This is a genomic window from Parapedobacter sp. GCM10030251, from assembly GCF_042666505.1.
GTDB lineage: Bacteria > Bacteroidota > Bacteroidia > Sphingobacteriales > Sphingobacteriaceae > Parapedobacter.
In genome coordinates this window covers 261,665-287,889 of sequence record NZ_JBHTDN010000002.1, presented here as the reverse complement: position 1 = coordinate 287,889, position 26,225 = coordinate 261,665, and the positions used below count along the sequence as shown (strand labels likewise).

Annotated in this window: 23 protein-coding genes; 9 read left to right on the top strand and 14 right to left on the bottom strand. The window is 49.8% G+C overall.

The genetic code is table 11. The features are described from left to right. Nucleotide 1: 1 nt before the first annotated feature. The 5 genes from ACFQRK_RS07215 (at nt 2) to ACFQRK_RS07195 (ending at nt 7,256) form a co-directional block, all read left to right on the top strand. Nucleotides 2–1,729, top strand: a complete 1,728-nt coding sequence (locus ACFQRK_RS07215; RefSeq protein WP_379005072.1) for a RagB/SusD family nutrient uptake outer membrane protein — start codon at nt 2–4, stop codon at nt 1,727–1,729. A gap of 33 nt (nt 1,730–1,762) precedes the next feature. Next, nucleotides 1,763–4,072 (top strand): alpha-L-rhamnosidase C-terminal domain-containing protein, encoded by a 2,310-nt coding sequence (locus ACFQRK_RS07210; protein ID WP_379005070.1) that lies wholly within the window; start codon nt 1,763–1,765, stop codon nt 4,070–4,072. A gap of 62 nt (nt 4,073–4,134) precedes the next feature. Further along, nucleotides 4,135–5,850, top strand: coding sequence for an alpha-L-rhamnosidase C-terminal domain-containing protein (locus ACFQRK_RS07205; RefSeq protein WP_379005068.1), 1,716 nt, complete (start codon nt 4,135–4,137; stop codon nt 5,848–5,850). Between the two features lie 7 nt (nt 5,851–5,857). After that, on the top strand, nt 5,858–6,175 hold the full coding sequence (rhaM, locus tag ACFQRK_RS07200) for an L-rhamnose mutarotase (protein ID WP_379005066.1): 318 nt from the start codon (nt 5,858–5,860) through the stop codon (nt 6,173–6,175). Nucleotides 6,176–6,224: 49 nt separating this feature from the next. Continuing rightward, the gene (locus tag ACFQRK_RS07195) at nt 6,225–7,256 is read left to right on the top strand and encodes a GntR family transcriptional regulator (RefSeq protein ID WP_379005064.1); all 1,032 of its coding nucleotides are present in this window, start codon (nt 6,225–6,227) and stop codon (nt 7,254–7,256) included. A gap of 10 nt (nt 7,257–7,266) precedes the next feature. Here the strand turns inward: ACFQRK_RS07195 and ACFQRK_RS07190 are convergent, their stop codons facing one another. The 3 genes from ACFQRK_RS07190 to ACFQRK_RS07180 form a co-directional block, all read right to left on the bottom strand. Next, nucleotides 7,267–7,857 carry a DUF4136 domain-containing protein gene (locus tag ACFQRK_RS07190; protein ID WP_379005062.1) on the bottom strand — a complete coding sequence of 197 codons (591 nt, stop codon included), beginning with the start codon at nt 7,855–7,857 and terminating at the stop codon, nt 7,267–7,269. A gap of 72 nt (nt 7,858–7,929) precedes the next feature. Next, nucleotides 7,930–9,570 (bottom strand): NAD+ synthase, encoded by a 1,641-nt coding sequence (locus ACFQRK_RS07185; protein ID WP_379005060.1) that lies wholly within the window; start codon nt 9,568–9,570, stop codon nt 7,930–7,932. Nucleotides 9,571–9,597: 27 nt separating this feature from the next. After that, nucleotides 9,598–10,272 carry an outer membrane beta-barrel protein gene (locus ACFQRK_RS07180; RefSeq protein WP_379005058.1) on the bottom strand — a complete coding sequence of 225 codons (675 nt, stop codon included), beginning with the start codon at nt 10,270–10,272 and terminating at the stop codon, nt 9,598–9,600. A gap of 95 nt (nt 10,273–10,367) precedes the next feature. Between ACFQRK_RS07180 and ACFQRK_RS07175 the strand changes: the two genes are divergently transcribed. Further along, nucleotides 10,368–11,402 carry a gliding motility lipoprotein GldB gene (locus ACFQRK_RS07175; RefSeq protein WP_379005056.1) on the top strand — a complete coding sequence of 345 codons (1,035 nt, stop codon included), beginning with the start codon at nt 10,368–10,370 and terminating at the stop codon, nt 11,400–11,402. Between the two features lie 57 nt (nt 11,403–11,459). Here ACFQRK_RS07175 and ACFQRK_RS07170 read toward each other — a convergent pair whose 3' ends face one another. From ACFQRK_RS07170 to panC, 8 genes are all read right to left on the bottom strand, one after another. Then, nucleotides 11,460–12,371, bottom strand: coding sequence for an FKBP-type peptidyl-prolyl cis-trans isomerase (locus ACFQRK_RS07170; RefSeq protein ID WP_379005054.1), 912 nt, complete (start codon nt 12,369–12,371; stop codon nt 11,460–11,462). A 6-nt stretch (nt 12,372–12,377) separates the two neighbouring features. Further along, nucleotides 12,378–12,992, bottom strand: coding sequence for an FKBP-type peptidyl-prolyl cis-trans isomerase (locus tag ACFQRK_RS07165; RefSeq protein ID WP_379005053.1), 615 nt, complete (start codon nt 12,990–12,992; stop codon nt 12,378–12,380). Between the two features lie 123 nt (nt 12,993–13,115). Beyond that, nucleotides 13,116–13,694, bottom strand: coding sequence for a CAP domain-containing protein (locus tag ACFQRK_RS07160; RefSeq protein ID WP_379005051.1), 579 nt, complete (start codon nt 13,692–13,694; stop codon nt 13,116–13,118). A gap of 62 nt (nt 13,695–13,756) precedes the next feature. Then, a complete protein-coding gene (locus ACFQRK_RS07155; protein WP_379005049.1) occupies nt 13,757–14,227 on the bottom strand; it encodes a thioredoxin family protein in 471 nt (156 codons plus the stop codon). A gap of 65 nt (nt 14,228–14,292) precedes the next feature. Further along, nucleotides 14,293–16,596 carry a TonB-dependent receptor domain-containing protein gene (locus tag ACFQRK_RS07150; RefSeq protein ID WP_379005047.1) on the bottom strand — a complete coding sequence of 768 codons (2,304 nt, stop codon included), beginning with the start codon at nt 16,594–16,596 and terminating at the stop codon, nt 14,293–14,295. Nucleotides 16,597–16,651: 55 nt separating this feature from the next. Further along, complete coding sequence (locus ACFQRK_RS07145; protein ID WP_379005045.1) at nt 16,652–17,014, bottom strand: hypothetical protein; 363 nt, start codon at nt 17,012–17,014, stop codon at nt 16,652–16,654. 110 nt (nt 17,015–17,124) lie between these two features. Then, complete coding sequence (gene panD, locus ACFQRK_RS07140; RefSeq protein WP_379005882.1) at nt 17,125–17,472, bottom strand: aspartate 1-decarboxylase; 348 nt, start codon at nt 17,470–17,472, stop codon at nt 17,125–17,127. A gap of 323 nt (nt 17,473–17,795) precedes the next feature. Then, nucleotides 17,796–18,638 (bottom strand): pantoate--beta-alanine ligase, encoded by an 843-nt coding sequence (gene panC, locus ACFQRK_RS07135; RefSeq protein ID WP_379005043.1) that lies wholly within the window; start codon nt 18,636–18,638, stop codon nt 17,796–17,798. A 152-nt stretch (nt 18,639–18,790) separates the two neighbouring features. On the opposite strand from panC, the gene ACFQRK_RS07130 reads away from it, so the two are divergent. Then, entirely contained in the window at nt 18,791–19,621 is an 831-nt protein-coding gene (locus tag ACFQRK_RS07130; protein WP_379005042.1) for a glycogen/starch synthase, read from the top strand. 25 nt (nt 19,622–19,646) lie between these two features. Next, nucleotides 19,647–21,119 carry a DUF4270 domain-containing protein gene (locus ACFQRK_RS07125; protein ID WP_379005040.1) on the top strand — a complete coding sequence of 491 codons (1,473 nt, stop codon included), beginning with the start codon at nt 19,647–19,649 and terminating at the stop codon, nt 21,117–21,119. Nucleotides 21,120–21,228: 109 nt separating this feature from the next. Here ACFQRK_RS07125 and ACFQRK_RS07120 read toward each other — a convergent pair whose 3' ends face one another. Continuing rightward, entirely contained in the window at nt 21,229–22,785 is a 1,557-nt protein-coding gene (locus ACFQRK_RS07120) for an SUMF1/EgtB/PvdO family nonheme iron enzyme (protein ID WP_379005038.1), read from the bottom strand. Nucleotides 22,786–22,918: 133 nt separating this feature from the next. Between ACFQRK_RS07120 and ispF the strand changes: the two genes are divergently transcribed. Then, complete coding sequence (gene ispF, locus ACFQRK_RS07115) at nt 22,919–23,398, top strand: 2-C-methyl-D-erythritol 2,4-cyclodiphosphate synthase (RefSeq protein WP_379005036.1); 480 nt, start codon at nt 22,919–22,921, stop codon at nt 23,396–23,398. Nucleotides 23,399–23,408: 10 nt separating this feature from the next. On the opposite strand, the gene ACFQRK_RS07110 is transcribed toward ispF, so the two are convergent. Continuing rightward, entirely contained in the window at nt 23,409–24,422 is a 1,014-nt protein-coding gene (locus ACFQRK_RS07110; RefSeq protein WP_379005034.1) for an endonuclease/exonuclease/phosphatase family protein, read from the bottom strand. A gap of 35 nt (nt 24,423–24,457) precedes the next feature. Continuing rightward, nucleotides 24,458–26,209 (bottom strand): RagB/SusD family nutrient uptake outer membrane protein, encoded by a 1,752-nt coding sequence (locus tag ACFQRK_RS07105; protein WP_379005032.1) that lies wholly within the window; start codon nt 26,207–26,209, stop codon nt 24,458–24,460. Nucleotides 26,210–26,225 lie beyond the last annotated feature (16 nt).

Below are 26,225 nucleotides of genomic sequence, written 5' to 3'. Positions count from 1 at the left end.
CATGAAAAGGATTTATCAATATGGTTTCGGTGCCATCATGGGATTGGCGCTGAGTGTGGCGGGATGTAAATCGGACAAAGAATTTCTTACCGAGGTTCCACCCACGTTTTACACCATTGACAATGCGTTCAGTACCTCCGCACAGATCGATCAGGCGGTCGTGGGGATTTATTCGCAACTTCGTGATCTGTGGGCGAACCCCACCGAGCAAGGTTGGATTTTTGTGCTGCGCGGGAACGGCACGGACATGTTTGATGTGGCCAGTATCCGGCGGGGGGCTTCCTTCAACAATTATGGTAATATCAATCCGGATCATACGACGTTCTACGATGTATACCACGTGTGGTATGAAATCATCGCGAAGGCAAATCTGGCCATCTATTCCGCAGAACTGGCGCATATCGCGTGGACCAGTCCCGAGGAGAAAGCTTACACATTGGCACAGGCACGGTTTTTCCGGGCGTTTGCTTACCTGAACCTCGGTGAATTGTTCGGTGGCGTGCCCATTGTGACCGAAATCACTACCGCGCCGAAATACGATTTTTCGCGGACGACACGGGTTGAGACTTATCAGTTTGCGATCGATGAATTGCTGGCGATCGAAAATGACTTGCCACAGACCACTTCGGTGGGAGGGCGCCTGGTTCGTGGTGCGGCGCAGCATATGTTGTCCAGGGCTTATCTTGCGCAAGGCATCCAGCTGGCGGCCGACGGTGACGCCTCCGCGGCGCAAGCAGCCTTCAACCAGTCGGTGGCTAACGCCGATAAGGTGATCAACGGCGGAACGTACTCCCTGATGAAATCGCGCTTTGGTTCCCGTAAAGATGAAGAGCAAGGAAACGTGTACTGGGATTTATTTCAGGAAAACAACGTGAACTACCAGGATGGGAACACCGAGTGTATCTGGGCGCTTCAAATCGATTACGCGGCCTATCGTGCCGAGGATGGCCGATCCAAACTCCCGTATTCCCGTACGTATGGCCCGGTTTTCCGCGATGGGGCTCCAGCTCACCTTATTGGGACGAACGAGGACGTCGGCGGCAGAGGAATTGCCCAAATGATTCCGACTCTGTACACACGTGATGAAATCTACGCGGATAAATGGGGCGACGACATGCGGAATTCGGACATTGTTTTCCGTCGGGTATTTATCGGCAACGTTCCATCGTCTCCGTATTATGGACAACCGGTGCCTTGGGAAGTCATCTACAACGGCAGCAACGATGCCAACACCAATAAAGCGAATCAAAGCTTATGCTATCCCGTTTCCTGTAAAATTGCGACCGATCGGTATACCGGTGTGGCGGATGGTGAAAACAAGAGCAATTTATTCCGCGATGACTATTTCATCCGCTTGCCAGAAACGATCCTGCTGCGAGCAGAAGCAAAGCAACGGCTTGGGGACAAAGCTGGGGCGGCTACGGATATCAACTTGCTGCGTGAGCGTGCGCAATGTGGTTACAAGGTCACCGCGGCTGATGTCGATGATCAGTTCAACCTGATTTTGGACGAACGTGCACGCGAACTGGTCTATGAGGAGAGCCGCTGGAACACATTGCTACGTATGGGGGGAACCATAGCGGTCGACCGTATCCGTGAATATGCATTCTGGCCGGAAGCGGCCGCTACGCTGACGTTTGACTATAATCTGTGGCCGATTCCGAATACCGTCATTGATACCAACAAAGATGTGCCGCTGGCGCAAAATGAAGGATGGCAAAATAGATAATTGATAATGTTGTATGGGGTAAAAATGAAAGGGATGAGCAAGCTTAAAAAATTCTGCTGGTTAGGGATGACGGTTTGTATGATTCACATAGTGGACACGGTTCAAGCCGCCACCGCAGATACGATTGTTGCGCCTACCGGGTTGATGACCAACCTGCTGACAAAACCCGAAAAGGCGGTCATCACGACCTTGGTGCCTACGTTTAGCTGGATTGTGCCCCAAAAAGAAGATAACGACCGCCAGACGGCTTATCAATTGTTGGTGGCGTCGTCTCCGGTCGCGTTGGAACGGAGTAACCCCGACGTGTGGGACAGCGGGAAAATCGAAAGCCGAAACGCATTGCACGTGGCCTACGCAGGCCATCCACTTAAACCCCATACAACCTATTATTGGAAGGTACGCATATGGAACAAAAGCGGGGAACCGTCCGCATACAGCGAAGTCCAACAGTTTCACATTGGCGACGCCCTGCGGGAAAAGCAATGGCCGGGCGAAAGTCGCTGGGTACGGTTGGATACAGCCCAAGGGAAGGAAATGTGGACATTTGAAGATCGGCCGCCGATTCAGTACCACCCAGCTTATCCGGTGCACGTAAGCCGTAAGCAGAACGGTACCTGGTTTATGGCATTCGAGCGCGCCGGATTTGCCAACGTGGCGCTTACATTGAGTTGGAAAGCGGCGCCCGACGACCGGACGGATACGACCTTAATGGTCCGTATCGGTGAAAAAAGTGCGGGCGACTCCATCGATACGAAACCGGGCGGGGGCGTGATTTACGAGGAATACCCCCTATCCATCAAGGCAGGCACACATACCTATTATTTGGATATTCCGCGCTTTAAGGCACGTTATCCGCATAGCCAGGTCATGCCTGAGCACATGATGGAAGTGATCCCGTTTCGTTTTCTGGAAATTGCCGGTTCCGGTCTCGACCTCTCCGTGGTCTCGGCCGAGCAATTGAGTTTGCACGTGCCCTACGATGAATACGCGTCGTATTTTGTGAGCAGCGATACGTTATTGAATCGCGTATACGACCTGTGCCGTTATTCCATCATTGCCAACACCTTTAACGGCGATTATGCAGCCAGTCAACGCGAACGGATGATGTATGAGGCCGATGCATATATTCACCAAATGGGGCATTATGCGGTGGACCGCGAGTTTGCGACCGCACGGTATAGCCTGGAAAACATGATTTACCACGCCACCTGGCCCACCGAATGGATTTCGCATTCAATCATGATGGTTTGGATGGACTTCCTGCATACCGGCGATACCAGCGTAATCCGCAAGAATTACGATGCCATCCGGCCGAAGTTAATGACCGACCTGACCATGCCCAATGGGTTGATATCGACCACCACGGGGTTGGTGACGGATGAATTCCGGAAGTCGATTTTCTTTAACGGTGAAAAATTGACGGATATTGTCGACTGGCCTCAGCGGTCACCCGCACTCCCCGAGGGCGGTGAAACAGACGGCTATGTCTTCACGGATTACAATACAGTAGTGAATGCCTTCCATTACCATACCTTGAAACTGATGGAAAAGATGGCCCGCATTGCTGGTAAGAAGAAAGAGGCCGAGCAGCTCCGGAAGCGTCACGAAAAACTCTTCACGATCTTCCAACGTCAGTTCTTCGACCGCGGGCGTGGCATTTATACCGATGGGATCGGAACCGACCATGCGTCCCTCCACGCGAATCTTTATCCCCTGGTGTTTGGGCTGGTGCCCGAGCGGGAAAAGCCACGGGTTTTGGATTACGTAAAAACCAAAGGCATGGCCTGCGGCGTGTATAGCGCTAATTATTTGTTAGAGGGACTGTTCGATGCAGGCGAGGCAGAGTATGCGCTGTCGCTGCTGACGTCCAAAAGTGACCGGAGCTGGTACAACATGCTGCGTGTGGGCGCTACTATGACTACGGAGGCGTGGGACAATAAGTATAAAAACAACAACGGCTGGAGCCATGCATGGAGTGCTTCACCGGCCCATATACTGCCCCGGAAGCTCATGGGGATCACCCCGTCCGCACCGGGTTTCCGGCAGGTAACGATCAAGCCGCAACCATCGGGCCTGGCGTGGGCCAAGGCCAAATTGCCGACCATCAGCGGACCGGTTGAAGTGGGGTTTGATTGCCGGCAGTCCGATTTTATGCTGACAGTATCCTTGCCTGCAAACGTTACAGCGGATGTCTATCTACCCCTGCCGGAAAATGCGAAAAATTTTACGGTGTCGCAAAATGGCAAAGTAACAAGCGAGGCGGAAAAAGCGGGCAATTATGTGTTGGTGAAAAACGTAGGGGCTGGAAAACATGAATTTAGGTTGAGCACGCCGTCCATGTAAGCACAGGATACCTGATTGGGTTATTCTCCCTAACTTGCGGGCTGTTATAAACCCGTTTCAACATGATTAGGTTATTTTATAGTGCGCTTTTATTTTCAGTGTTATTCGTGCTTGGGCAGCCCCGGGCGATTGGTCAGTCAACCGAGTTGACCCGAGAGTTTATTTCGCCGGTACGTGTCTTATGGCAATCCGGCCACGTTGCCAACACCGAACAGTTGCTTAAACCCGGTATTGGACAGGCAGACCTGACAAATGCCAGTATCTGTGTGCTGAAAAACGAAGGTGAAACCGTGAGCAGTATTCTTTTGGACTTCGGTAAGGAATTGCACGGTGGATTGGAGATCGTTACGGGTATGTGGTCACCTGGAAATACCCCGCGTAATATACGGGTGCGCCTTGGTGAATCGGCAAGCGAGGCCATGGCCGAATTGGGCGAGAAAGGAGCGACCAACGACCACGCAATCCGTGATTTCCAATTACAGCTGCCCTGGTTGGGTAAAATACAAATAGGCGAAAGCGGTTTCCGCTTTGCGCGCATTGATCTGCTGGATGCCGACGCGGAACTGCACCTGAAAGAAGTACGGGCCATTTTCACCTACCGGGATATTCCTTATCTCGGCTCCTTCAACAGCAGTGACGAACGCCTCAATAAAATTTGGCAGACCGGTGCCTACACCGTACACCTCAATATGCAGGAATACCTGTGGGACGGTATTAAACGTGACCGCTTGGTTTGGGTGGGCGATCTTCATCCCGAAGTATCGACCGTGAATACGGTGTTCGGATACAATGAGGTTGTGCCCAAGAGCCTGGACCTGGCCCGGGATGTGACCCCGCTTCCAGGCTGGATGAGCGGTATCAGTACCTACTCCATGTGGTGGATTATCCTGCACCACGACTGGTATATGCATCACGGAGATCTAGCGTACCTCAAAGAACAGCAACCTTATCTTTCTGCCCTGGTTAAGCAGATTGTCGCTAAAATCGGTCCGGATGGCAAAGAGATGATGGACGGCAATCGGTTCCTCGACTGGCCTTCCAGCGAAGACCCCGCAGCTATTCATGCCGGATTGCAGGCGATGACGATTTGGTCGTTGTCGACCGCTACCCAATTGGCGGTAATCCTGGGCGATGGCGAAACGCAACGGACCGCAGAAGAGGCCGTGAGCCGATTGAAGAAATACACGCCGGACATGGGACAATCGAAACAAGCAGCTGCACTGATGTCGCTGACAGACCTGGTGTCGGCGTCAGATGCAAACGCAGTGCTCGCCGCAGGGGGTGCGAAAAATTTCTCGACCTTTTACGGTTACTACATGTTGGAAGCGATGGCCAAAGCTGGGAACTATCAGGGGGCAATGGATGTAATCCGCAAGTATTGGGGAGCTATGCTCGATCTGGGGGCAACCACCTTTTGGGAAGACTTTAACCTCGATTGGTTGCCCAATGCGGCTCGTATAGATGAACTGGTGCCTGCCGGGAAAAAAGATATCCATGGCGACTATGGCGATTATTGCTACGTCGGTTTCCGACACAGCTTCTGCCATGGGTGGGCGTCGGGCCCGACGTCGTGGCTTACCGAACATGTGCTGGGTATCCGGGTGACTAAACCGGGGTGCAAAGAAATCTCGATAACCCCCCATCTGGGAGACCTGCAATATGCCGAAGGAACGTTTCCTACCCCTTACGGCGTGGTCAAGGTCAAGCATACGAAACAAGCCAACGGACAGATTAAATCTGAGATCAGCGGACCGAAGGAAGTCAAAATCATCAGGTAGTTATCTTATGAATAAGATCGCATTTAAAATGAAACTGATGCCTAATTGTCGTGAGGAGTACAAACGGCGTCACGATCAAATCTGGCCGGAAATGGTTGCCCTGCTGAAAGGCAGGGGCGTGAGTGACTATACCATTTTCCTCGATGAGGAATCGGACACCCTTTTTGCCGTGCAGCGTCAATCGGAAGACGGGCCATCCTCACAGGAAATGGGAAGCCATCCGGTAATGCAACGGTGGTGGAAATACATGGCAGATATCATGGAAACCAACTCCGATTTCTCGCCGGTAAGCAAGCCGCTGAAACGGGTGTTTCATTTGGATTGATCAATTTAACGCCGTATTTTTAACGCATGGAAATGCGTTAAAAAACGGTATGAAAACGGCACCTATGTTTGACCACATTCACATCAATGAATACTCCGCTACGCCTAAATACCTGCAATTGGCTAACGCGGTGATTAACGCAATCGAGGCGGGAAAAATCCAGAAGGATGACATGCTTCCGTCCATCAACGAACTGAGCTATGTGCTGGAAATATCTCGGGATACCGCCGAGAAAGGATACAAGCATCTTAAGCACTTGGGGGTATTGGGTTCGGTTCCCGGTAAAGGTTATTACATAGCCAATGCGGATTTTAAGCAAAAGCTTCAGATTGTACTGTTTTTCAATAAACTCAGTGCCCACAAAAAAATTGTTTACGATGCGTTTGTCGAGGCTGTAGGTACCGACGCGGCGGTCGACTTCTATGTGTACAATAATGACCTTTCCCTGTTCAGGAAGCTGCTTCAAAACCTGCGGAAGGAATACACGCATTATGTAATTATCCCGCATTTTATCGAGGGGCGCGACAAGGCCGCTGAAATCATCAATACCATACCGAAAGATAAGCTGGTGTTGCTGGATAAATTGGTGTCGGAAGTGGACGGCGAGTATGCGGCGGTATATGAGAACTTTGAAAAGGATATCTACAACGCACTGGAACAAGCCAAAGAACCACTCAGCAAATACCACACCTTAAAGCTGATATTTCCAGATAAAAGCTATTTCCCCAAAGGCATTATCAAGGGATTTTATCGTTTCTGCCAACAATATGCCTTCAATCACCTGTTGGTGAGCGATATTGAGGAGGAACCCATATCGGCGGGGGAGGTATACATCAACCTGATGGAAGATGACTTGGTGAAACTGCTGGATCGGGTAATTTCCCTAAAGCTGAAAATCGGCAAGGAAGTGGGGATTATTTCCTATAACGAGACGCCCCTCAAGAAATTCATTCTCAATGGGATCACGACCATTTCCACCGATTTCAGGGAAATGGGCGAAACTGCCGCGCGCTTGGTACTGGAAAACTCGAAGCAGCATAAAGAAGTGCGGTTTTACCTGACACTCCGGCCTTCCATATAACGGTCAATGGCTACTGTTTACCGGTTTTCGCCACCGGTAATGGAAATTGCTCCATGACGCCGGTGACAATCTCGGGCAGCTTATTGATGGCCTGCTCCGGATTCCGGACTTCGCCCGTACCACGGGCCTGCCAGATCACCGTATTGGATCGCCGGTCTTTGGCTTCAATGATGATGTGACCTGCGCGGTACCGTTCTGCGCCAACCGGCCGGTTCCATGTTCCCCAGCCCCAAGCCCCCCAACCGGGGCCCCACATCCAGGGATTATATCCCCACATACCCCAGGGGCCATACGGATATCCGCTATAAATGGGGCGGCTTTTGTTATTGACAATAGCGATATAACGGAAAAGCAGATCGGGGTTGTCCTTGGAATAGGTCAGTCCCCGGGCCTCCAGTTCGCGGTTGGCTGTTTCCAAAATGTTCGCATTCGCAATGTCGTTGTCGAAATAGGACTTGGAAAGCGAGTCGGATGGCGGCAGCCACGCGTACGTGTGATATTGTGAAAAATCGGTGCTTTGTACTTTGGTCGTATGGTATCTATATGATGAACAGGATGCCAATACCAATAAAGGAATGCAATATATGAACAACCGTTTCATTGTTGAAACCTCCTATATAAAATATCGTGTATGGGTTAGACGATCAAACGGACCGATGGTTTAATTGCCCGGTTAAGGATATCGCGCCACCAGTGGCATAGCCCTTCCCGAGCCGAACGCTTTGCTGCTTACCCGAAGAATCGGCGGCGCTTGGAAGCGCTTAAACTCAGCCCGGTCTACCAGGTTCAATACCCGCCGTACCAGCGCTTCATCAAACCCCAATGCAACAATCTGGGACGCGCTCTTCTCGTTTTCAATGTATTGGAAGAGTACCGAATCCAGCAATTCGTATTCCGGTAGTGAATCGCTATCCTTTTGGCCGGGGCGCAGCTCCGCCGAGGGTGGTTTAACAATCGTGTGCTGCGGGATAATTTCCCGATGGCGATTGATGTAGCCAGCCAGTTTATATACCTGCGTTTTGTAAACGTCGCCGATCACACCCAGCGCGCCCGCCATATCTCCGTATAGCGTGCCATATCCTACGGCTGCCTCACTTTTGTTGGACGTGTTGAGCAGGATATAGCCTAGTTTGTTGGAAAAAGCCATGAGTAAGGTTCCGCGGATCCGTGCTTGGATGTTTTCCTCCGTCACATCGGGAGCCAATCCGTTGAACGCTTTGTCCAGGCTTTGATGAAAAGCATCGGCCATGGGCTGTATGGGGACGATCTCGTGCCGGCAACCGGTGTTCTTCACCAAATCGAGGGCATCCGTGAGGGAATGATCGCTGGAATAGACGGAAGGCATGAGCACGGCCATCACATTTTCGGCGCCGAGCGCCTCGCAGGCGAGGGCGGCCACGAGTGCCGAGTCGATCCCCCCGGATAATCCAACAACGGCTTTCGTGAAGCCCGATTTGTTAAAATAGTCGCGGATGCCCAGCAGTAACGCCTGATGGATTAACGGCGTATCCAGTGGCGGTTGCACCTCCGTGGTTTTTTGCAGTGGCGTAAGGTTATTTTCGTGAAGTCTGTAATATTTCAGGTCCTCGTCGAAAGAGGCCATCATATCGACCAATTCGCCGGTTGGCGACAGGATGAGGGAGCGCCCATCAAAGATGATATCGGCATGCGCACCTACCTGATTTACGTACAGAAGGGGAGCCTTGGTTTCTTTTGCATGTGACTGTAAGACTTCCATCCGCTCACGTAGGTGATTGTAAGAAAACGGGGAAGCGGCGATGTTAATGATGACATCCGGGTTTTCCCCCCGCAATACTTCCATGGGATTCCGTCGGTATAGCTTCGGTGAAGCAATGTTCCAAAGGTCCTCACAGATCGTGAGCGCTATTTTCCGATTTTGATAAGTTATGCATTGAAACGTTTCAGCCGGCTGGAAGTAGCGGTATTCATCGAACACGTCATAATCGGGAAGAAGTCCTTTGTGAACCACCTGTTGCACCGCACCGTCGGCGACGAGCAATGCCGCATTGTATAGCGGCTTACCCTTTCCACTGGTGTTGCGTACCGGAGCACCGATGATGCAGGCAATTCCCCGGCATTGGTCCGCAATTTCGACAATGGCCTGTTCACAGCGATCCAGAAACGCCGGCGAACGCAAGAGGTCTTTGGCCGGATATCCGCCAATGGCCAGCTCCGCAAACACCACAAGGTCGGCACCCCGATCTTTTGCCTGCTGGATAGCCTGGGTAATGCGGGTCAGGTTGCATTCAAAATTGCCGATGTGATAATTCAGTTGAGCGAGAGCGATGATCATACTGCGTTGCGCGTGTCAAGATGAACATTAAAAAAAGATGCCGAAATTAAAGGCTACATACGAGTTTCGGGGCTCACCCTGCTTGGCGGCCCTTGTAAACCCATTGTTGAAACTTAAGCCCGTCATCATTACCATATTGTGATCAAGCTGCCATTCAATACCGCCGCCGATCTGGAGTGCTAACCGAAAGAAATCAGCATCGTTGCCCATTGACGTGCGGGAAGTTGCCGTCTCTTTTTTTTCCTTGGCATTCAATTTCATGCCTCCCGTGAAGCCAAATTGTCCATAATAACTCCGGAAATACCGCATGGTGCTTTTCAGTTTCAGCGATATCGGAATTTCGGCGTATTGCAGCCTATATTCATTCGATACCCGCGAGTTTGCCACACTTGATGTCGGGTCCGGGTATTCCGCTTCATGGTTCAGTGTGTTGACCAATAATCCGGTAGAAAAGTAATAGTTTTCGGTGAAGGCGAAATCGGCCAGCAATCCGTAGGCATAGCCGAATTTCGGGGTGCTCTTGTGGTCTTCCGTGTCTCCATAACGCATCCATCCCATATTTGGGGCAAACGTGATACCGAAAGACATCGGCTTGTACTGATACGTAGAGCTGTAATAGTCCTGGGCCAAGCTTTGTTGGAGGAAAATAAACAGGAAGAGCGATACTGAAAGAAAAGAGCGCCGTAAGGTTTTGTTTTGCATACTATGTATATCCGTGTAAATCGTTATTCGAGTCACCTGCGTTCCATCATCCCCACTAAAAATCCGTAACTTCGTTGCCAAGTTGATTAACAAAAATGATGCTCAAAATCAATTTACCGCAAATCTATGGCTTTTTTTTGATTATCATGTTGTTTTCATGCCGCGGCGAAACCCGTGTGGATGTGAGCCATATCGATGTGGATATTCAGATCGAGCGTTTCGACAGGGCACTGGATAGCCTGCGACCGGAAAATGTGCTTGAAAAGAACCGCGAATGGCTTCATCGATATGGGTATTTTTATGCCGACTATATGCAGTACATGCTGGAGGCAGGTAACCCGTTGGACAGTGCCCGGTTACGTCCCATTCTGACGCAGGTAATCGAAACCGAGGATTTTAGGGCATTAAAAGCCAGTGTGTACGAAACGTTTCCGGATTTGGCGGCTCAGGAAGCGGGGCTGACCGATGCCTTCAAGCATTTTAAGTATTATTTTCCGGAGATTACGATTCCGCGGTTCATTGCTTTTTTTTCGGGATTTGCCGTGCAGACCCCCGTGGGAGAAGATTACCTGGGAATCGGGCTGGATATGTTTTTGGGAGCGGACTCGAAGTTCTATCCAGCATTGCGGGAAAGCATTCCTTTTTATCTTTCACGCCGGTTCACTCCGGATAATATCGTGCCGCGGGCGGTCGAGACCTACGTCCGCGAGGTACTGCATCCACAGAATAATCTGGATGTCACGCTGCTTCAGCACATGGTCTATCAGGGAAAGGTGTTGTATGTGATGGACCGGGTGATGCCCGATGTAGCCGACACGCTGAAAATCGGCTATACGGCACAGCAGTGGGAGTGGGCGCAACGTTATGAACGCGACATCTGGGCGTGGTTTCTGCAAGAGAATCTTTTATACGAAGCGGACTACAACCGGGTACAAAAGTACCTCAGTGAAGCCCCGTTTACCCCCGAATTGGGAGAACGCAACGAATCGGCACCCAAGCTGGGGGTGTTTATCGGATGGAAAATGGTTCGTGCATATATGGAACGCCATCCCGAAACGACCTTGCCCGAACTTTTGGCGATTTCGGAAGCACAGGCCATTCTCGACGGTTCAAGGTATCGGGGGAAGTGAACAAAAAAGCCCGCGATGGGATGTCGCGGGCTTTTGCATGATTGAATTTTATTCTTTTTATTCTTTTACTTCGACTTCGAAATCCAGAGACGCATAAGGCGGGATACCCGAACCAGAACCAGCTTCTCCATAGGCTTGTGTGCTCGGCGTGAAAAAACGTATTTTGCCACCTTTATTTAATAACGGGATTACTTTGCCCCAAGCGGGAATTAAATCGGCCAATTTAGTTTTATAGTCAGATCTTGATTCAATAGTACTGCCATCAGGCCGTTTCAAGGTGTAATTCATGGTCAGGGTAGAATCTACCGATATCGGATCTCCGGTTCCCTGGGTAGCGATTTTATAGTAAATTCCATCCTCCGTTACGGTTAGGTCATCGAGTGACAAGCCTGCCCGTTTAACCATGTTTGGAATCACCCAGCCATTTTCAAAATCTTCAAAATTATCGTGTACGGATACAACGTAGTCTAACGATGCGTTTGGCGGTATACCACGATTTCGGTCACCATTCCTTCCATACATTAATCGGGAGGGGACAATAATCCGGATTTTTCCATTCGTGTTTTTGAGTACCTCCCGAATGACCTCTTTGAAATCGCCCACTCGTTCTACAGTCGGAGTTCCCGCAGCACCTGAGCCGAAAGGAAAATAGCCAAAATAATCTGCATACCGGTTGTTATAGCTGAGCGTGTCTCCAAGATTATAAACGCCATCCAAGCTTTTTACCGTATACACAACCGGATAGGTTTTTTTGTAATCGATGGGATTGCCGGTCCCTTCCTCCAATACCTCGTAAAACAAATCGGTGTTCTTATATTGGCTTACATCGAGATTGTTTTTTTGGATATACTCCCGGATATTGGCGTTATCCAATTCTTCGAATGATTGGTATTCCTTATCGGAACAACCAGACAAATATAAGCAGGTGGCTAGGAAAGCAACACCGAAAAGCGGTTTAATACAATACATCAATGATTAATTCGAGTTCGTATAATCTTTGAGTTCAGAAACGGAAATCTCAAAATACAAGGGCGAATTAGCGGGAATACTACCCTGCGCCCTGTTTTGATAGGCCCAAAAAGAAGGGGTAACAATTCGGATTACCGATCCGACTTTCAATCCGTCTTCCGTTAGCCCACCAAATTCGATAGGTTCCTCCAGCGGTTCCCCTTTATCATCGAAACGAAATTTGTTTGGAAGAAACGCCAATTGCCAAGCCGGAATTATGCTATTAAGTGAGATGACAAACTTTTGGTCTTCTTTAGACTCAAATACGGCATCGGTATTTACCAATCGACCTTCATAGGAAACGGTCGCTTGTGCAGGAACAAGTAGCTGCTGGCCCGAACTTTCGCTGACTTTGTATTGGTACGATGCGGGATCTCCAGGCTCCACGATTTCGAACCATACTCGCACCCCTTGAATGTCTTTGTAGTTTGGATTGTCCAGATGTTCCATTGCATAAGCTTGAACAATGGGCTTTTCTATTTCATATTGTGCGGCTGCATCGTAGGTCTCACCGTCCTTTATACATGACGACATTCCCACCGCTATCGCGCAACCCAACAGAAGTACATTTATTTTTTTCATTTCGTTTGTCTTTTCAACCTTGCGAGCCGCAAAGTTATTTAAATAATCCGATTAATTAATCCCTTAACACAATTTAACATATGAACGGTAACGGAAGGAGGCAAGAGTTTGCTACAGGGCGGTTCATTTTCTTTTGGCTCCGAAAACCTGCACCCAGTAGTTGCCATCGTGTGCGATAGCCATTTCCTGGTAAGTACTGCGCATCATATTGGCACAATGGCTTGGGCTTGTTAACCATTTTTGGACGGCCGTGGTTAAGTTGAAGTCGCCAAAGGCAATATTTTCTCCATATGTTAAGATATCACTCGCGTCCGAAATGTAGCCCGAGGCAACAAGGCGGTGATACACGTTTTCTCCAGCGGGGCTGGTATGGCTGAAGTACGTATGCGCGTGCATATCTTTCGCATGATTCAGGGCAGCCTCGTAAAGCTGCGCATTCCATACCAGCTTGCCTGTAGCTGGGTACGCATCGGTTCCGCAATCGCAACCCGCCTGCCGCAAGGTGTTTACGGCAGTTAATGCAAGAACAATGGCGGTGTCGGTTTCCGTAGGTGAGTCTGTAGGGTCATTCGGGGCGTTACCCTGGGAACTGCCGGGTGGATCCTTAGTCAGCGCGGGTTCCAGCGATTCGTTTACATTCGGTTCGCACGCAAATACTAATGCGAGTAAGAAGGAAGCCGCTGGTAGCAACTGTTTTAACATAGGTAGTTGTTAAATTTCCCGCAATAAAAGAAATTTTTCGATTCATTCCAAATATTTTCCCCTTATTTAATTGTGAAGTTAACTGCCTTGTTTGTCAGGGGCTTATCGGATAGGTAGGTGACGATTTCTCGCAATGCCTTTTTGTCTAAAACGCCGGGGTATTTAAACAAAACAGTGAAATTTTCATCGATCAGTACCCAGGTCGGAAAAGCCAGCCGTTTTTTGATGTTTCCGAGCACATAAGCCAATTCGTGGGTTCCGATGTCAACTCCGGTAGATTGGAATCCATAGGTCGAGCCGTTGAAGCTAATCGTTTCTTTGGTCTCTGCGTCGAACTCCGAAAAATAGAAATGGGCTGAAGCCGCTTGAAAATCGGCGTTCTTTTTCAGCTGTGCCTTTTGCATCTGGCAATACGAGCACCAACTCGTCGAAATCAGGATGAGGCTTGGCTTGGGTTGAAGGCGTACGCTGTCCGTCAATTCACCGATGGGAACGGCCGTAACTTGGCCCGAAGCCTGGTGGATTATCACCATGATGAGTATCGGTACGATCCATTTTTGGACGGTTAGCATACGCCTTTCGATTCTGATGCCTCTGGTTAATAAAAGCTGTAGCGGACACCCAAAAATCCCCGGGCTCCCTGATTGGGGCCGTACACATACGACGGATCAAACGTAAGACCATAGGGATTATCAGGGGTTGCTATGACCTGCCCGTTCCCATCAAATTCCACGTGTTTGTCAAACGGGTCGTTTGGCCGGGCAATTAAGAACGGGATGCCTTTGTTCGGGGTCCAATTTAACAGGTTTTTCACTCCGCCATAAATTTCAACACCGTTTCCAAACGCTTTACTTACCTGAATATTCTGAATACTCCACCAAGGCGAGCGATCGCGCCGTGGGTCTTCGTCGCTAAGCAGCGGCAAGCGCATCGGGCCATATAAGTTGCCCGTATAATCCAACGTGATGCCGAGGCGCTTAAACGTATAGTTGGCACTCCATACCCCGGTGAATTTTTCGGTAAAAAGCTGCTGTATCCGCTGTCCTTCCTCCACACTGTATACATCCATAGCGGTGGCTCCGGCATTCAGCTTTAAGCCGTTCATCAGCGCAAGGTCGATGTTGAGTGAAATACCTTGCGAAACCGCATGGCCATCGAGATTTCCGTAAAGGATTTTTTGGGCATCGGTGTCGTAATCGGCAATAATTTTGTTGTTGAAGTACGTATAGAACGCAGTTGCGTCAAAGCCGATAATTCCGCCGCTCGACAGCGGGATCTTTTTGACGAAGTTGAGGTTGCCGTTCCACGAAGTTTCCGGCGACAGGTCTCCTTCGAATACGACCTCCCGCGCACCGGTAAGCGCCGAGTGGTCTTCCGTGAAGACGTTAGCTACCCGATAACCATTGCCGAAGCTGACCCGAAGTACGTTGTTTTTGTCGGACGTATTCCACTTGTAATTGATACGCGGAGTGAAAATGCTTCCGTGGATGGAATTATAATCGTACCGAGCGCCCAGCAATAGCTTGTTGGTGGCGTTCAGCGTAATTTCGTCCTGCAGAAACAGGCCGGGCAGGCGAGTATGTGTCGGATTATTGATAGACAGGTCGTTTGCATCGGCGGTAACCGGCGTGTTATCATCGTAGTACGTATAGCGATAGGTTAATCCAGCAAGCAAATCGTGGCTACCCATAAGTTTGGTCCACGTCAATTGACCGAAACCGATGTACTGATCGGCCAGAAAAGGGGTGTTTCCGTAAACGCTGTTCTGGTCGTGGCCATTGGCACTGAACATGAACAGGATGTGTTCTTTGACGGGGAGCTGATAGGTTCCGAACAATTCCCATCGGCTCGTATAAATGCTTTCGCCATATACCTCATCGCCACCACGGTATTGGGGTCCCCAATTCATTTCACCACCCCAGCGATCTTCATAAATATAGCGCGCGGCAAAGGAAAACACCCGGTTATCCTTGCGTTCGAAATTCCACTTGTTAAATACGGATATGCGGTGTTGCAGGGTGACATCGGTAAAATGATCGTTATTGTTGTCAATCGGGTTCTGGTAATTGAAATAATTGGCGCCAAGCAGGGATTGGATCTTGTCACTGACATTGAACTTGCCCGCTAGGTCTGCGTTGATTTCACCCCAACTGGTGCCAAAGGCATCGACGGAAAGGAGGGGGGTGGTCTTGGGGTTTTTGGTGATGATGTTGATAAGCCCTCCCACAGCCTCACTGCCATATAGCGTCGAGGCCGGGCCTTTCACCACTTCAACGCGGTCGATCAGCGATTGGGGAATGCCGCTTAAGCCGTACACGGTGGATAAACCGCTCACAATGGGCATGCCATCGATCAAGACCATGGTGTAAGGGCCTTCCAGCCCGTTGATATGGATGTCACCGGTATTGCAGATATTGCAATTAAGCTGAGGGCGTACGCCGTTGATGTTCTGCAGGGCGTCAAAAACCGATGGGGCCGGGTTGGCCTTAAAAAATTTGGCTGTGTATACCTCTACGGGCACGGGGCTATCCAGTTTGGAAACCTCTTTCATGGTGCCCGACACTACCACCTCGTCCAGCGAAGCCCCCTCGCCCATAAGAATGATATCTTTCGTTGCTGGCGTGGTACCATTGGTGCGTATCCGGGTGTAGTGGGGCTGGTAGCCAACATATTTTACCTCCAATTCCCAGTTACCGGCCGGGACACCGGTTAATACGTACGTTCCGGCGCTGTCCGTTGTCGTGCCGATATTTAAGGCAGGGATGGAAATCGTTGCCCAGGATACAACTTCACCGTTTTTGTCGGTTATGGAGCCTTTGATCGATGATGTGGTCTGCCCGTAGCCTACGAGCGAGAGAAGGATAAAGAGAGCGGCGATTAATACCGCGTATTTCGTGTTCATTGAGTTGAATGGTATATAGTGCCTGTTGTAAGAAAAACTGCTAACGCGAACGTAATTAACAGGCAGGAGGCCCCCGTAGGTAAATGTGGTGGGGTAATCCCGTATGGAGACCGAATGTCTGGAAAGAATGGTAAGCAACACAAACCGGTGTAAGGATGGGTTGCTCGTAGTGCAGAAAATGCGGTTGAAGGAAACTGCCCTGGAATACCACGTCCAGCAAGTGGATCTCCGAATCGGAGTGGTGATGCTTGGTGGCGTCGGGGTCTTTCTTGAGATTGTAAGGGTGGGTGTGAATAACAATCCGGCCATCGGCCGTCTTATGCTTGTGCATGAAGATCGTACCGCTCGCTGTAATCAAGCAAAATAGGATAGCCTGAAATAACGCTAGTCTCGCACGTATGTGATTGCTTCTTCCCATGCAGCTGTAACCTTGTGGATACAATACCACAAAGATAGTTAAAAAAAGTTTGATTAACCTAACAATATGTCAATCGAATATTAACTATTTGTAAACAACTTTTTTTGGGATTAAATTAAGCGATTGTTTTCGTTTGGAAACACCAATACGGGTTCGTATTTTTTCGCTTCTTCGAAGTCCATTAGCGCGTAGGATATAATAATCACGATATCACCCACCTGTACCAAGCGCGCTGCGGCACCATTCAGGCAAACAATTCCCGAGCCTCGCTCGCCCTTAATCACATAGGTTTCGAAACGTGCGCCGTTGTTGTTATTGACAATCTGCACTTTTTCATTGGCAAGGATATTTGCCGCATCCATCAAGTCTTCATCGATCGTGATGCTACCTACGTAGTTCAATTCAGCCTGTGTGACACGGACGCGATGAATCTTTGATTTTAATACCTCGATAACCATGTTGCAAAGATACGGAAAATAAAATGAACCCGATTGCCCTTTGCGAGATGCTACACTGGATATCCATTTGATTTCCCGATCCCATTCTTTGTTCTTACGATACATACGGGGGACGTAGTGGTGCTTACCATGCGGTAGGTATCCTATAGCGGCAGTGGAGATAGGGTGTAGGTATCATATAGGTACAACGGAATCAGAACGGACTTTAACGGACTTTCAACGGAGTTGGAACGGACTTTTGGTTTCCCCTAGCAATGATTATGGGTCTTATTCATGTCGGGAGGATGACTACTGCAAAAATACAAAATATCGGACACCTGTGGTCATTGAAGCAAAAGATTGTCAATCAATCGCACGCCGTCAACCCAAGCGGCTACCAAAGCTACGAGGGGTTGGCTGGGTGTTATTTCATTCGCTTCCTCGAACGTGTCTGCACGGTAAATGGCGAAATATTCCAATTGTACGCCAGGGCTGTTCCGCAGTCCGGCGATTGCTTCCTTCCGAAGCGCATCGAGGCTTTTCATACCGACGCCCGTCTTCGCACGCTGGAGGGTGCGATAAAGTGCGAGTGCCTGTTGCCGCCCCTGTGGTGTTAACCGGACGTTACGCGAACTCATGGCGAGGCCATCAACTTCCCGGACAGTGGGACACATTTCCAAGGTTACGGGGAGCTGCAACGTGTGCACCATGTGTTCGACGACCTTAAATTGCTGGAAATCTTTTTGGCCGAAACAGGCAATATCGGGTTGCACAGCGCCCAATAGCTTTTTTACAATCTGGGTGACCCCCTGAAAGTGCCCTGGCCGGTGCAATCCTTCAAGCACCCGATCCAGATGGCCCAAATCCAGTTGCCAGGATTCGTCGGGTCCATACATCTCACCTACTTCCGGATGAAACAATACATCGCAGGCCGCGTCTTGCAACATGCGGATATCAGTTTCGATCGGCCGAGGATATTTTTCGAGATCTTTCGGGTCATTGAACTGGGTAGGGTTCACGAAAATGCTGCAAACGACTACATCCGCAAGCGATTTTGCGTGTTGAATGAGTGCGATATGGCCCTGGTGCAATGCCCCCATGGTGGGCACAAAAGCAATCCGCATGCCCCGGTTGCGGTACGGTTGCAGTGCAGCGTGCAACGATGTTTTGGTTTTCGTAACTTCCAACAGTTGAATCGTTTTTTTTGTTTGGCAAAAATGGGAATTTTTTGGTTTATCTGGTCCATGGTTCGGGTAACTAATTGGTATATTGATAAAAAATGATTACCTTTGCAAACCGGTTTACTTTGCAAATAAAATTAATACACAAATAATTGGAGATGGCAAAAACGAAGATTTTGTTTATTACCCACGAGATGTCGCCTTTCCTCGAACTAAGTAAAATTTCTGAAATCACCCGCCAGTTGCCTCAGGCCATGCAAGAAAAAGGATATGAAATCCGTATCCTGATGCCACGCTTCGGGAACATTAATGAGCGCCGGAATCGTTTACATGAGGTGATCAGGCTATCTGGGATGAATATTGTCGTAGACAACAACGACAATCCGTTGATTATTAAAGTCGCGTCGATTCCATCGGCGCGTATGCAGGTATATTTCCTGGACAACGAGGAGTATTTTCAGCGTAAGCACGTGTTTTGCGATGAGTGCGGGAAATTTTTCGAAGACAACAACGAACGAACGGTGTTCTTCTGCAAAGGTGCGTTGGAGACGGTAAAGAAATTGGGGTGGGCACCGGATGTAGTCCATTGCCATGGCTGGATGAGCACGCTGATTCCGGCATACCTGAAAACCGCCTATAAAGATGATCCTACCTTTAAGGACGCAAAAGTGATTTACTCGCTGTATAAGGAAGATTTTAATCATTCGCTGGGAGAAAATTTCACGGAAATTGCACTCACCGGTAATATGACGGCCGAAGACGTAGCCCCTTACGGTGCCGGAGACTACGCCGGGCTGTACCAAGGAGCATTGGCATACTCCGATGCGGTTGTGGTTACGGGTGACGACGTGGATCAGCAACTGTTAAATATTGTTAAAAAGAGCGATATTGTCTCATTTGAAGTAGCCGATAACCAAGAATTCGAAAATTATTGCAACCTTTACGAACAATTTTCGAGCGTGGAACTTGAAACGGAAGTGGAAGCATAATTTTGGATTTAATTTCTTTATACGAATGAGAAATCGTACCAAGGACTTATTAACCCTGTTGATAAGTCTTTTTGTTTTGGGAGGTTGTACAAATCCCTCGGGAATCGGATTGGACGTGGATCCCGGAGATGAAGTCGTGGGAGTGTTGACCGATACGCTTACGTTACAGGCGGTAACCCTGGCGGACGACAGCACCCGCTCGTCTTCTTTCAGTCAGACCGCATTTGGCTGGTTCAACGATCCGGTTATTGGAAAGACCGTTGCAGACCTCGCTTTGGCGATTGGTAGGCCGTCTTCCGTCCCGCGTATCCGCCCGGATGCACAAATTGACTCGGTAATCCTGGTTCTTCCTTATGGAATTGACGAATATTTCGGTGATACCCTCAATCAGACTTTTCCGCTGCAGGTGCGGCAACTGAAAGAGGCCTATACCGATGGTGCCTATGCAACGAAGCAATGGTCGGTCGAAGAGGAAGTGATCGGCACGAAAACGGTGTCCCGGTTTGCGTACAAGCAAAAGGACAGCGTACGTGTGATGAAGCACATCGATGACAAGGATTCCCTGGTGAAGGACATTCCGCAGTTGCGGGTGGCTTTATCGACTGCCTTTTTTAAGGAGCTGTTGAGCAATACGGTCGACTCGGCCACGCTTTCTACCGAAGCAGGTTTCAATAACCATGTGAAGGGACTTTACCTGAGCATAGACGAAAGCGCTATGTCCGGAATTGGTGGAATCGTTACGTTCAGAGGAGTCACGGATGTCACGGGAATCGAACTCACATATCGGCAGTCCAACGGAAAGGAAGGGGATGATGCGGGTATCGACACCATCCGGACGTTCTTGCCGACGACCGTGACGGATAGTTATACAGGCACTACCTACCGGCGGTTGGCTTCCAGCATCCGGCGTACGTACACGGCCGATGTACAGGCACAATTGGAAAGCCCCGAGGGCAACTTTGAAACGTTGTATTTGCAGGCACCTGCCGGACTTCGAACCCGGCTGCGGATTCCTTATATTGACAGCCTGAAAGGACGAAATATCGCGGTGAACAAAGCCGAATTGGTGGTGTATCTGGAAGATGAACCGTCGGGAGGAGAGTGGAATATCCAAGCACCCCGGCTTACCCTGTATCGCGAAGACATTGCTGGGCAGCGGCAACCGGTTCCGGATGGCGATTCCCGCACCAATGGAAGTAGTTTTGTTGGCGATGGGCGTAGTATATGGTATCGTTCCAATGCGAATTGGCGGTCGTTTGGTGGTGAGATCGATCGGAATAGACGGCGGTATGTATTCCACCTGACTTCTTACATTCAGGATCTGTTATTGGGGAAAATAAATAGCAGCGAATTTTTCCTTGCACCTGCGGCACTCGCTGACAATGGAATACCGTATTATCCGGTACTCAATACCGGCAGCCGCGCTATCCTCCGCAATGGCGAAACCGAAGGAACCAAAATAAAATTGAACATTTACTATACCCAGGTTCAGGATTAAGAACCTGATTTTATCGATACTTCACATTTAGTCACGCGGCCTCCTCTACTGGGAGGCCGCGCTAGTTAATCCAAAGCGGAAAAAGTAAGCAAGTCAGGAATCGATCGGATCAGAATATTCCCAATACCTTTTTATTGGCTTGTCCCCGCGTCCGATTTGCCGGGAAACTGGGCTTGATTTTCGTGTTTACTTCCGGCGATCCTACCAAGGTCATGGCGCAACGGAAGCCGATCATGGCGTTAGACTCGTCCTGTTGCATAAATCGGCGGGTAGCCGGGTTAAGCCAATATGCGCGGTCGTTCCACGAGCCGCCTTTGTATACCCTGGACTTGTCGTTGATTAGCGTGGTGACGCCATAAAGTTCATTGTTGGCCTCGTCTGCATATCCCCGAACGTCGTTGTCGAAGGTGACATTAGCGGAATCGGCAGTCGACGCTTGTAATTCTTCCCAGGTTTGTTTGCGGGGAGCTTTGGCGGGTACCCGGATCGGGCGGCCGTATTTGTCCTTGGCAAGCGTTCCTTCGGCGTCCTGATAAGCTTTGTCCATATACACGTTACCACGGAAGGGGTTGAAATCTTCGAAGTCTTCGTACGAAAGCTGGCGGTATACGTCCCTGACCCATTCGTTTACATTGCCTGCCATATTGTAAAGGCCGTAATCATTGGGAAGGTAACTGGTTACAGAGACGGTAATATCACCTCCGTCGTTAAGGTATCCGGCCACGCCCATGTTATCACCGCTGGTTGCTTTAAAATTGGCCATCATCAGCCCTTGGGTGCGCCTTTTCGGCGAACGGACTCCCAAACCATTCCAGGGATATACTTTGCCGCTTTCGATATTCCCATATTCCGTATTGCCAACAAGGCCTAACGCGGCATACTCCCATTCGGCCTCTGTAGGCAGCCGGTACGGCTGTTTAAGAACGCCGTCTTCCATACGAACGGGGCGGCGCGCGCCATCCTCAGCGCCCGGCCGGTTATCTTTGGGCATCCGCTCACCATCAATTCCCTCCCCACGATATTGGCCATTGAGATAAATGTCTGTATTGAAGGGTTCGGCGGGGCTCGATTGGGTTTCGGCCAGTTCGCGGTATCCCACTAATGCCCCTTTTTCACGAAGAATGTGCTCGTTTACACGATCTGTACGCCAAATGCAGTAATCGTTGGCTTGTTCCCAGGTTATGCCCACAACGGGGTAATCCTGGTAGGCCGGATGGCGGAGATAGAGATCGACATAAGGCTCGTTATACGAAAGCGGTTGACGCCATACCAGCGTGTCCGGAAGGGCATTGTAATAGAGCTCCCTGTCTTCCGGGAAATTTTGGTTGAGCCAATGAAGGTATTCCAGCCAGTCTGCGTTAGAAACCTCGGTTTCATCCATATAGAAAGATGCGACGGTTACCCGGCGTTTGAGATTGTCATGTGCGTAGGTGATGTCTTCATTTAAGCTACCTCCCATCACAAACGTACCGCCTTCAATGACCACTAATCCCGGCCCAGGGCCTTCTTTAACTTTTCGATTTATCTGCAAACCACCGTTGTAGGGGTCGTTGTACGCAACACCCGTTTTCGGCGATACGCCACTCCGGTTCTTACAGGATGTGATGAACATCCCGCAAACCAGTAAAATAAGGAAAGGTATGAAATACGTATTTTTTGTTTTCATTCGGTACATAAAAAAGCACATTCTTTTCTAGAAACCAAAATTAAATAAATTTATTGAAGTTAATCGCATCGTTCCGGGTCAAATTTCATACCATTTGAGATTGTTGGCCGATTTGCCTATGTTTGGAACGATCATGAAAATAAAAGTAGGATTTGGTTTTGACGTGCACCAGCTGAAGGAAGGCCATCCGTTTGTGTTGGGCGGTGTGCAATTGGCGCACCATTCGGGTGCTTTCGGACATTCCGATGCGGATGTATTGGTGCATGCCATATGCGACGCCATTCTGGGGGCCGCCAACCTGGGCGATATCGGACATCACTTTCCCAACACGGATGAGCGGTGGCGGGGTATCAGCAGCTTGGTGTTATTGACTGAATGCGTTCGGCTATTGGATGAAGAAGGGTGGGCGTTGGGTAATGTAGACGCCATGCTCTGCTTGGAAGCCCCAAAAATAAAACCCCATATTCCAGCGATGAAACAGCACATCGCTGAAGCGGCCGGGGTATCGGTAGCGGATGTGTCCATTAAAGCGACTACCAACGAAACCATGGGCTTCGTTGGCAGGCAAGAAGGTGTGGTGGCATACGCGGTCTGTCTGATTGAACGAAAGTGACGGCAAACGATCACACCGTGTCCAACCAAAAATCCGCGAGCACGGGAAGGTGGTCGCTTAAGGCAAACCCATTCGGATCTTCGTTATTCATCCGAAAGCTGCCCTCGTACAGGGTCCGGCAATCCTTTATTCGCTTGGCAAACGTCCCCGCGCAATAGATGTAGTCGATTCTTTTGGCCGGTTTAACCGCGTTGGCTGTGTAGCCGTCGCCCCGGCCTCCAACGGTAAACACATCGACTAATCCGCCGCCATTTAAACGTTTATATTCCAGGGTGTCCGGGGCGTGGTTCAAGTCGCCTTGGAGAAGGATGGAGTCGGCATCACCGGCCGAATCGTTATCGACGGCGGCTTGCATCGCTGAAATTTCCGTCAATCGAATCTGGGTGTCGTTCTCTTCTTTTGCGAACGGCCACAGGTGCGCCGAATGGACGATCAGGGATTTTCCGTTTGGTAGCCGTAATTTGGCTTTTCCCCAATGCCTGGTAAATAATTCCTCCAAGTCTCCGTCCGGGTTGGCAAACGGTCTGGTTTCGGAGCTCAGGATTTCAAAATTGGTGAGAATGGCCCCGGGAAATTTTCCCTTTCCATTTTTACCGCCCGGAAAAAAAGCATAATTCATGTGGAGTAGCTTAGCCATTTCTGCTACGGTTTCTTCATTGGGCGATTCTGAAAAATTGATGATATTCGGTTGGTACAAAGCCAATTCCTGCATGATCCGGGTGGGGATTTGTCCTAGATCCCGCGCCGCCTTGACCAAGATGCTTTGTTCGCCGGGCGGTAGGTCATGACCATTGATGCCCTTGTAGCCAATGCAACCGTTAAAGACGTTGTACGTGATAGACCGGATCGTTTTTGCATCAATCCCCATATTGCTTTGGGGTATCGCATTTTGGGACCGACCGACTCCCTGCGCAGTTTTCCAGGAGGGTAGCATCGTTAAACCGAGGAGTGATAAAGCGGATTGCTTCAAAAACGACTTCCTTGTTGTTAAGGAATCGAGTGCTGCTTTGCGGTTTTTTTTCATATTTTTTCGTAGTTTTTTTTAATCCGTCTGTTTCATTAGCTGCCGGTGCGGTCCCATCCGGGATTCTGTTGGAGATTGGTATTGAGCTGCAGTTCCTGAGTAGGAATGGGGTAGTAGTAATCCTTGCTTTCGTCCCATCGCTTGATGATATCCGGCAGGTTGACAATGCGCCCGCCGTTGGTACCGTTTTCCAAAACCAGCTCGCCCAGGCGCTGGTATTGCCGCCCCGGCACGGTTGTAGGCGCTTGCCCTTGGTAGATCACGAGGTCAATACTGCCATTATGATCGAGATCATATTCGCCCACTCCCGGGAAATACATGCCGTAGAATGGCTTTGCTAGTCGGGCGCCTTCTTTCCAACGCAACAGGTCGCGGTAGCGATGTCCTTCCTTGACCAGTTCGATACGACGTTCGCGGCGTATTTCCAGCAGCACGCCGGTATTAGCACCCGCTTGTATTTGCGCATACTCACCTAACAGATAAGGATCTGGATTGGCGTTGGCAGCTGCTACGTCCAGATTGGGCATGGCCACACGGTCACGGAGCAGCTTAATGCTTTTATCGATGTCAGCCTGGGTAATCGTACCCAGTTCGGCTTTGGCCTCTGCGAAATTGAGCAATACTTCGGCATACCGGAAGATGGGCATGTCGTTGGTAGACTGACCCGAATCAAATGCGGGCGACAAGACATACTTGATGTATTGATAGCCGGTCACACTGGTGGCAAAGTCGGGAACGGAGACTTCATTGCGACCGATACGTTTGTATCCCGGTGTACGGATGGTTTGCGCCATGCGCGGATCGCGATTTTGGGTTTCTTCGAAAAACTGCATGGTTTCGTAACCGGGAATATCGGTAAATCGGCTGCCGTCTTTCATGAGGTAACTATTGACGACTGATTTCTGCATACCTGGGCGGCCGTATGACGCGGACAAGATGTAAAAGTTGGCCGAATGCACAAAGGGTACCGTAGCATCGTATTGCCTGGCAAGGATCATCTCACTGGTAATCGCATCTTCGGCGATAAACAGTTCTTGATATGCCGTATTCGGGTCGCCGGTATAGACGGTGTAAGTTCCCGAATTGATGAGCTCTTCGGATGCAGCAACGCATTGCTGCAAGATCTCCTCCGCGTCGCCCAAACCGTGGTACTTACGGAAGGTGCCTTCAAACAGGCACATGCGTGATTTAAGTGCCAACGCGGTCCATTTCGTAATCAGTTGCCCGCTCTTTGGCTCTTGGCAGTTAGCGATGGCAAAGTCGATGTCTTCGAGCATATGGGCAAAAACTACTTTGCGAGGGTCGCGCGCTTTGGTAAGCCCTTCGTCATCGATATCGAGTACGGAATCGTACCAAGGTACATCGCCGAAGCGGACCAGCTTATCGAAGTAAAAGTATGCGCGGAAGAATCGGGCAATGCCATCGTACTGCAACCTGGCAGCTTCGTCTGTACACTTATGCGAGTTTTCCAGGTAGAAATTGATGCGTCGCAGTTCTGCCCAGTTCCAGCCGCCCCCGCTGGACGGCGTTTCGCGGGTGCCCTGGATTTCGGCCGCTAAGGTGTTGCGGGCTTCGTCATCCGCCTGATGAGGATTGTTGTAGTGGATGGCCAATGCGTCGGGCAACTGGTTATAGAATGCGTTCGTGTAATTCTGTAGTTCGGCTGCGGAACGGAAATAGTTCTCCGGGGCTAGCTCGGCAATGGGGTAACGTTCGAGGTAGTCGTTATTGCACGAAGCCAAGGTTGCCGCCAGCAGTCCGAAAATATAGCTATGTTTGATTTTCATGTCGTTTTCTTCTGAT

Excerpts from the sequence above, each read along its gene's own strand:
- ACFQRK_RS07215 (WP_379005072.1), top strand. The coding sequence starts at position 2 with ATGAAAAGGATTTATCAATATGGTTTCGGTGCCATCATGGGATTGGCG.
- ACFQRK_RS07165 (WP_379005053.1), bottom strand. The coding sequence starts at position 12,992 with ATGAAAAAAATAAATGTACTTCTGTTGGGTTGCGCGATAGCGGTGGGA.
- rhaM (WP_379005066.1), top strand. The coding sequence starts at position 5,858 with ATGAATAAGATCGCATTTAAAATGAAACTGATGCCTAATTGTCGTGAG.
- ACFQRK_RS07175 (WP_379005056.1), top strand. The coding sequence starts at position 10,368 with ATGATGCTCAAAATCAATTTACCGCAAATCTATGGCTTTTTTTTGATT.
- ACFQRK_RS07105 (WP_379005032.1), bottom strand. The coding sequence starts at position 26,209 with ATGAAAATCAAACATAGCTATATTTTCGGACTGCTGGCGGCAACCTTG.
- ACFQRK_RS07110 (WP_379005034.1), bottom strand. The coding sequence starts at position 24,422 with ATGAAAAAAAACCGCAAAGCAGCACTCGATTCCTTAACAACAAGGAAG.
- ACFQRK_RS07125 (WP_379005040.1), top strand. The coding sequence starts at position 19,647 with ATGAGAAATCGTACCAAGGACTTATTAACCCTGTTGATAAGTCTTTTT.
- ACFQRK_RS07160 (WP_379005051.1), bottom strand. The coding sequence starts at position 13,694 with ATGTTAAAACAGTTGCTACCAGCGGCTTCCTTCTTACTCGCATTAGTA.
- ACFQRK_RS07120 (WP_379005038.1), bottom strand. The coding sequence starts at position 22,785 with ATGAAAACAAAAAATACGTATTTCATACCTTTCCTTATTTTACTGGTT.
- ACFQRK_RS07190 (WP_379005062.1), bottom strand. The coding sequence starts at position 7,857 with ATGAAACGGTTGTTCATATATTGCATTCCTTTATTGGTATTGGCATCC.
- ACFQRK_RS07170 (WP_379005054.1), bottom strand. The coding sequence starts at position 12,371 with ATGTATTGTATTAAACCGCTTTTCGGTGTTGCTTTCCTAGCCACCTGC.
- ACFQRK_RS07185 (WP_379005060.1), bottom strand. The coding sequence starts at position 9,570 with ATGATCATCGCTCTCGCTCAACTGAATTATCACATCGGCAATTTTGAA.
- ACFQRK_RS07205 (WP_379005068.1), top strand. The coding sequence starts at position 4,135 with ATGATTAGGTTATTTTATAGTGCGCTTTTATTTTCAGTGTTATTCGTG.
- ACFQRK_RS07210 (WP_379005070.1), top strand. The coding sequence starts at position 1,763 with ATGAGCAAGCTTAAAAAATTCTGCTGGTTAGGGATGACGGTTTGTATG.
- ACFQRK_RS07155 (WP_379005049.1), bottom strand. The coding sequence starts at position 14,227 with ATGGTGATAATCCACCAGGCTTCGGGCCAAGTTACGGCCGTTCCCATC.
- ACFQRK_RS07150 (WP_379005047.1), bottom strand. The coding sequence starts at position 16,596 with ATGAACACGAAATACGCGGTATTAATCGCCGCTCTCTTTATCCTTCTC.
- ACFQRK_RS07195 (WP_379005064.1), top strand. The coding sequence starts at position 6,225 with ATGAAAACGGCACCTATGTTTGACCACATTCACATCAATGAATACTCC.
- ispF (WP_379005036.1), top strand. The coding sequence starts at position 22,919 with ATGAAAATAAAAGTAGGATTTGGTTTTGACGTGCACCAGCTGAAGGAA.
- ACFQRK_RS07180 (WP_379005058.1), bottom strand. The coding sequence starts at position 10,272 with ATGCAAAACAAAACCTTACGGCGCTCTTTTCTTTCAGTATCGCTCTTC.
- ACFQRK_RS07145 (WP_379005045.1), bottom strand. The coding sequence starts at position 17,014 with ATGGGAAGAAGCAATCACATACGTGCGAGACTAGCGTTATTTCAGGCT.
- panD (WP_379005882.1), bottom strand. The coding sequence starts at position 17,472 with ATGGTTATCGAGGTATTAAAATCAAAGATTCATCGCGTCCGTGTCACA.
- ACFQRK_RS07130 (WP_379005042.1), top strand. The coding sequence starts at position 18,791 with ATGGCAAAAACGAAGATTTTGTTTATTACCCACGAGATGTCGCCTTTC.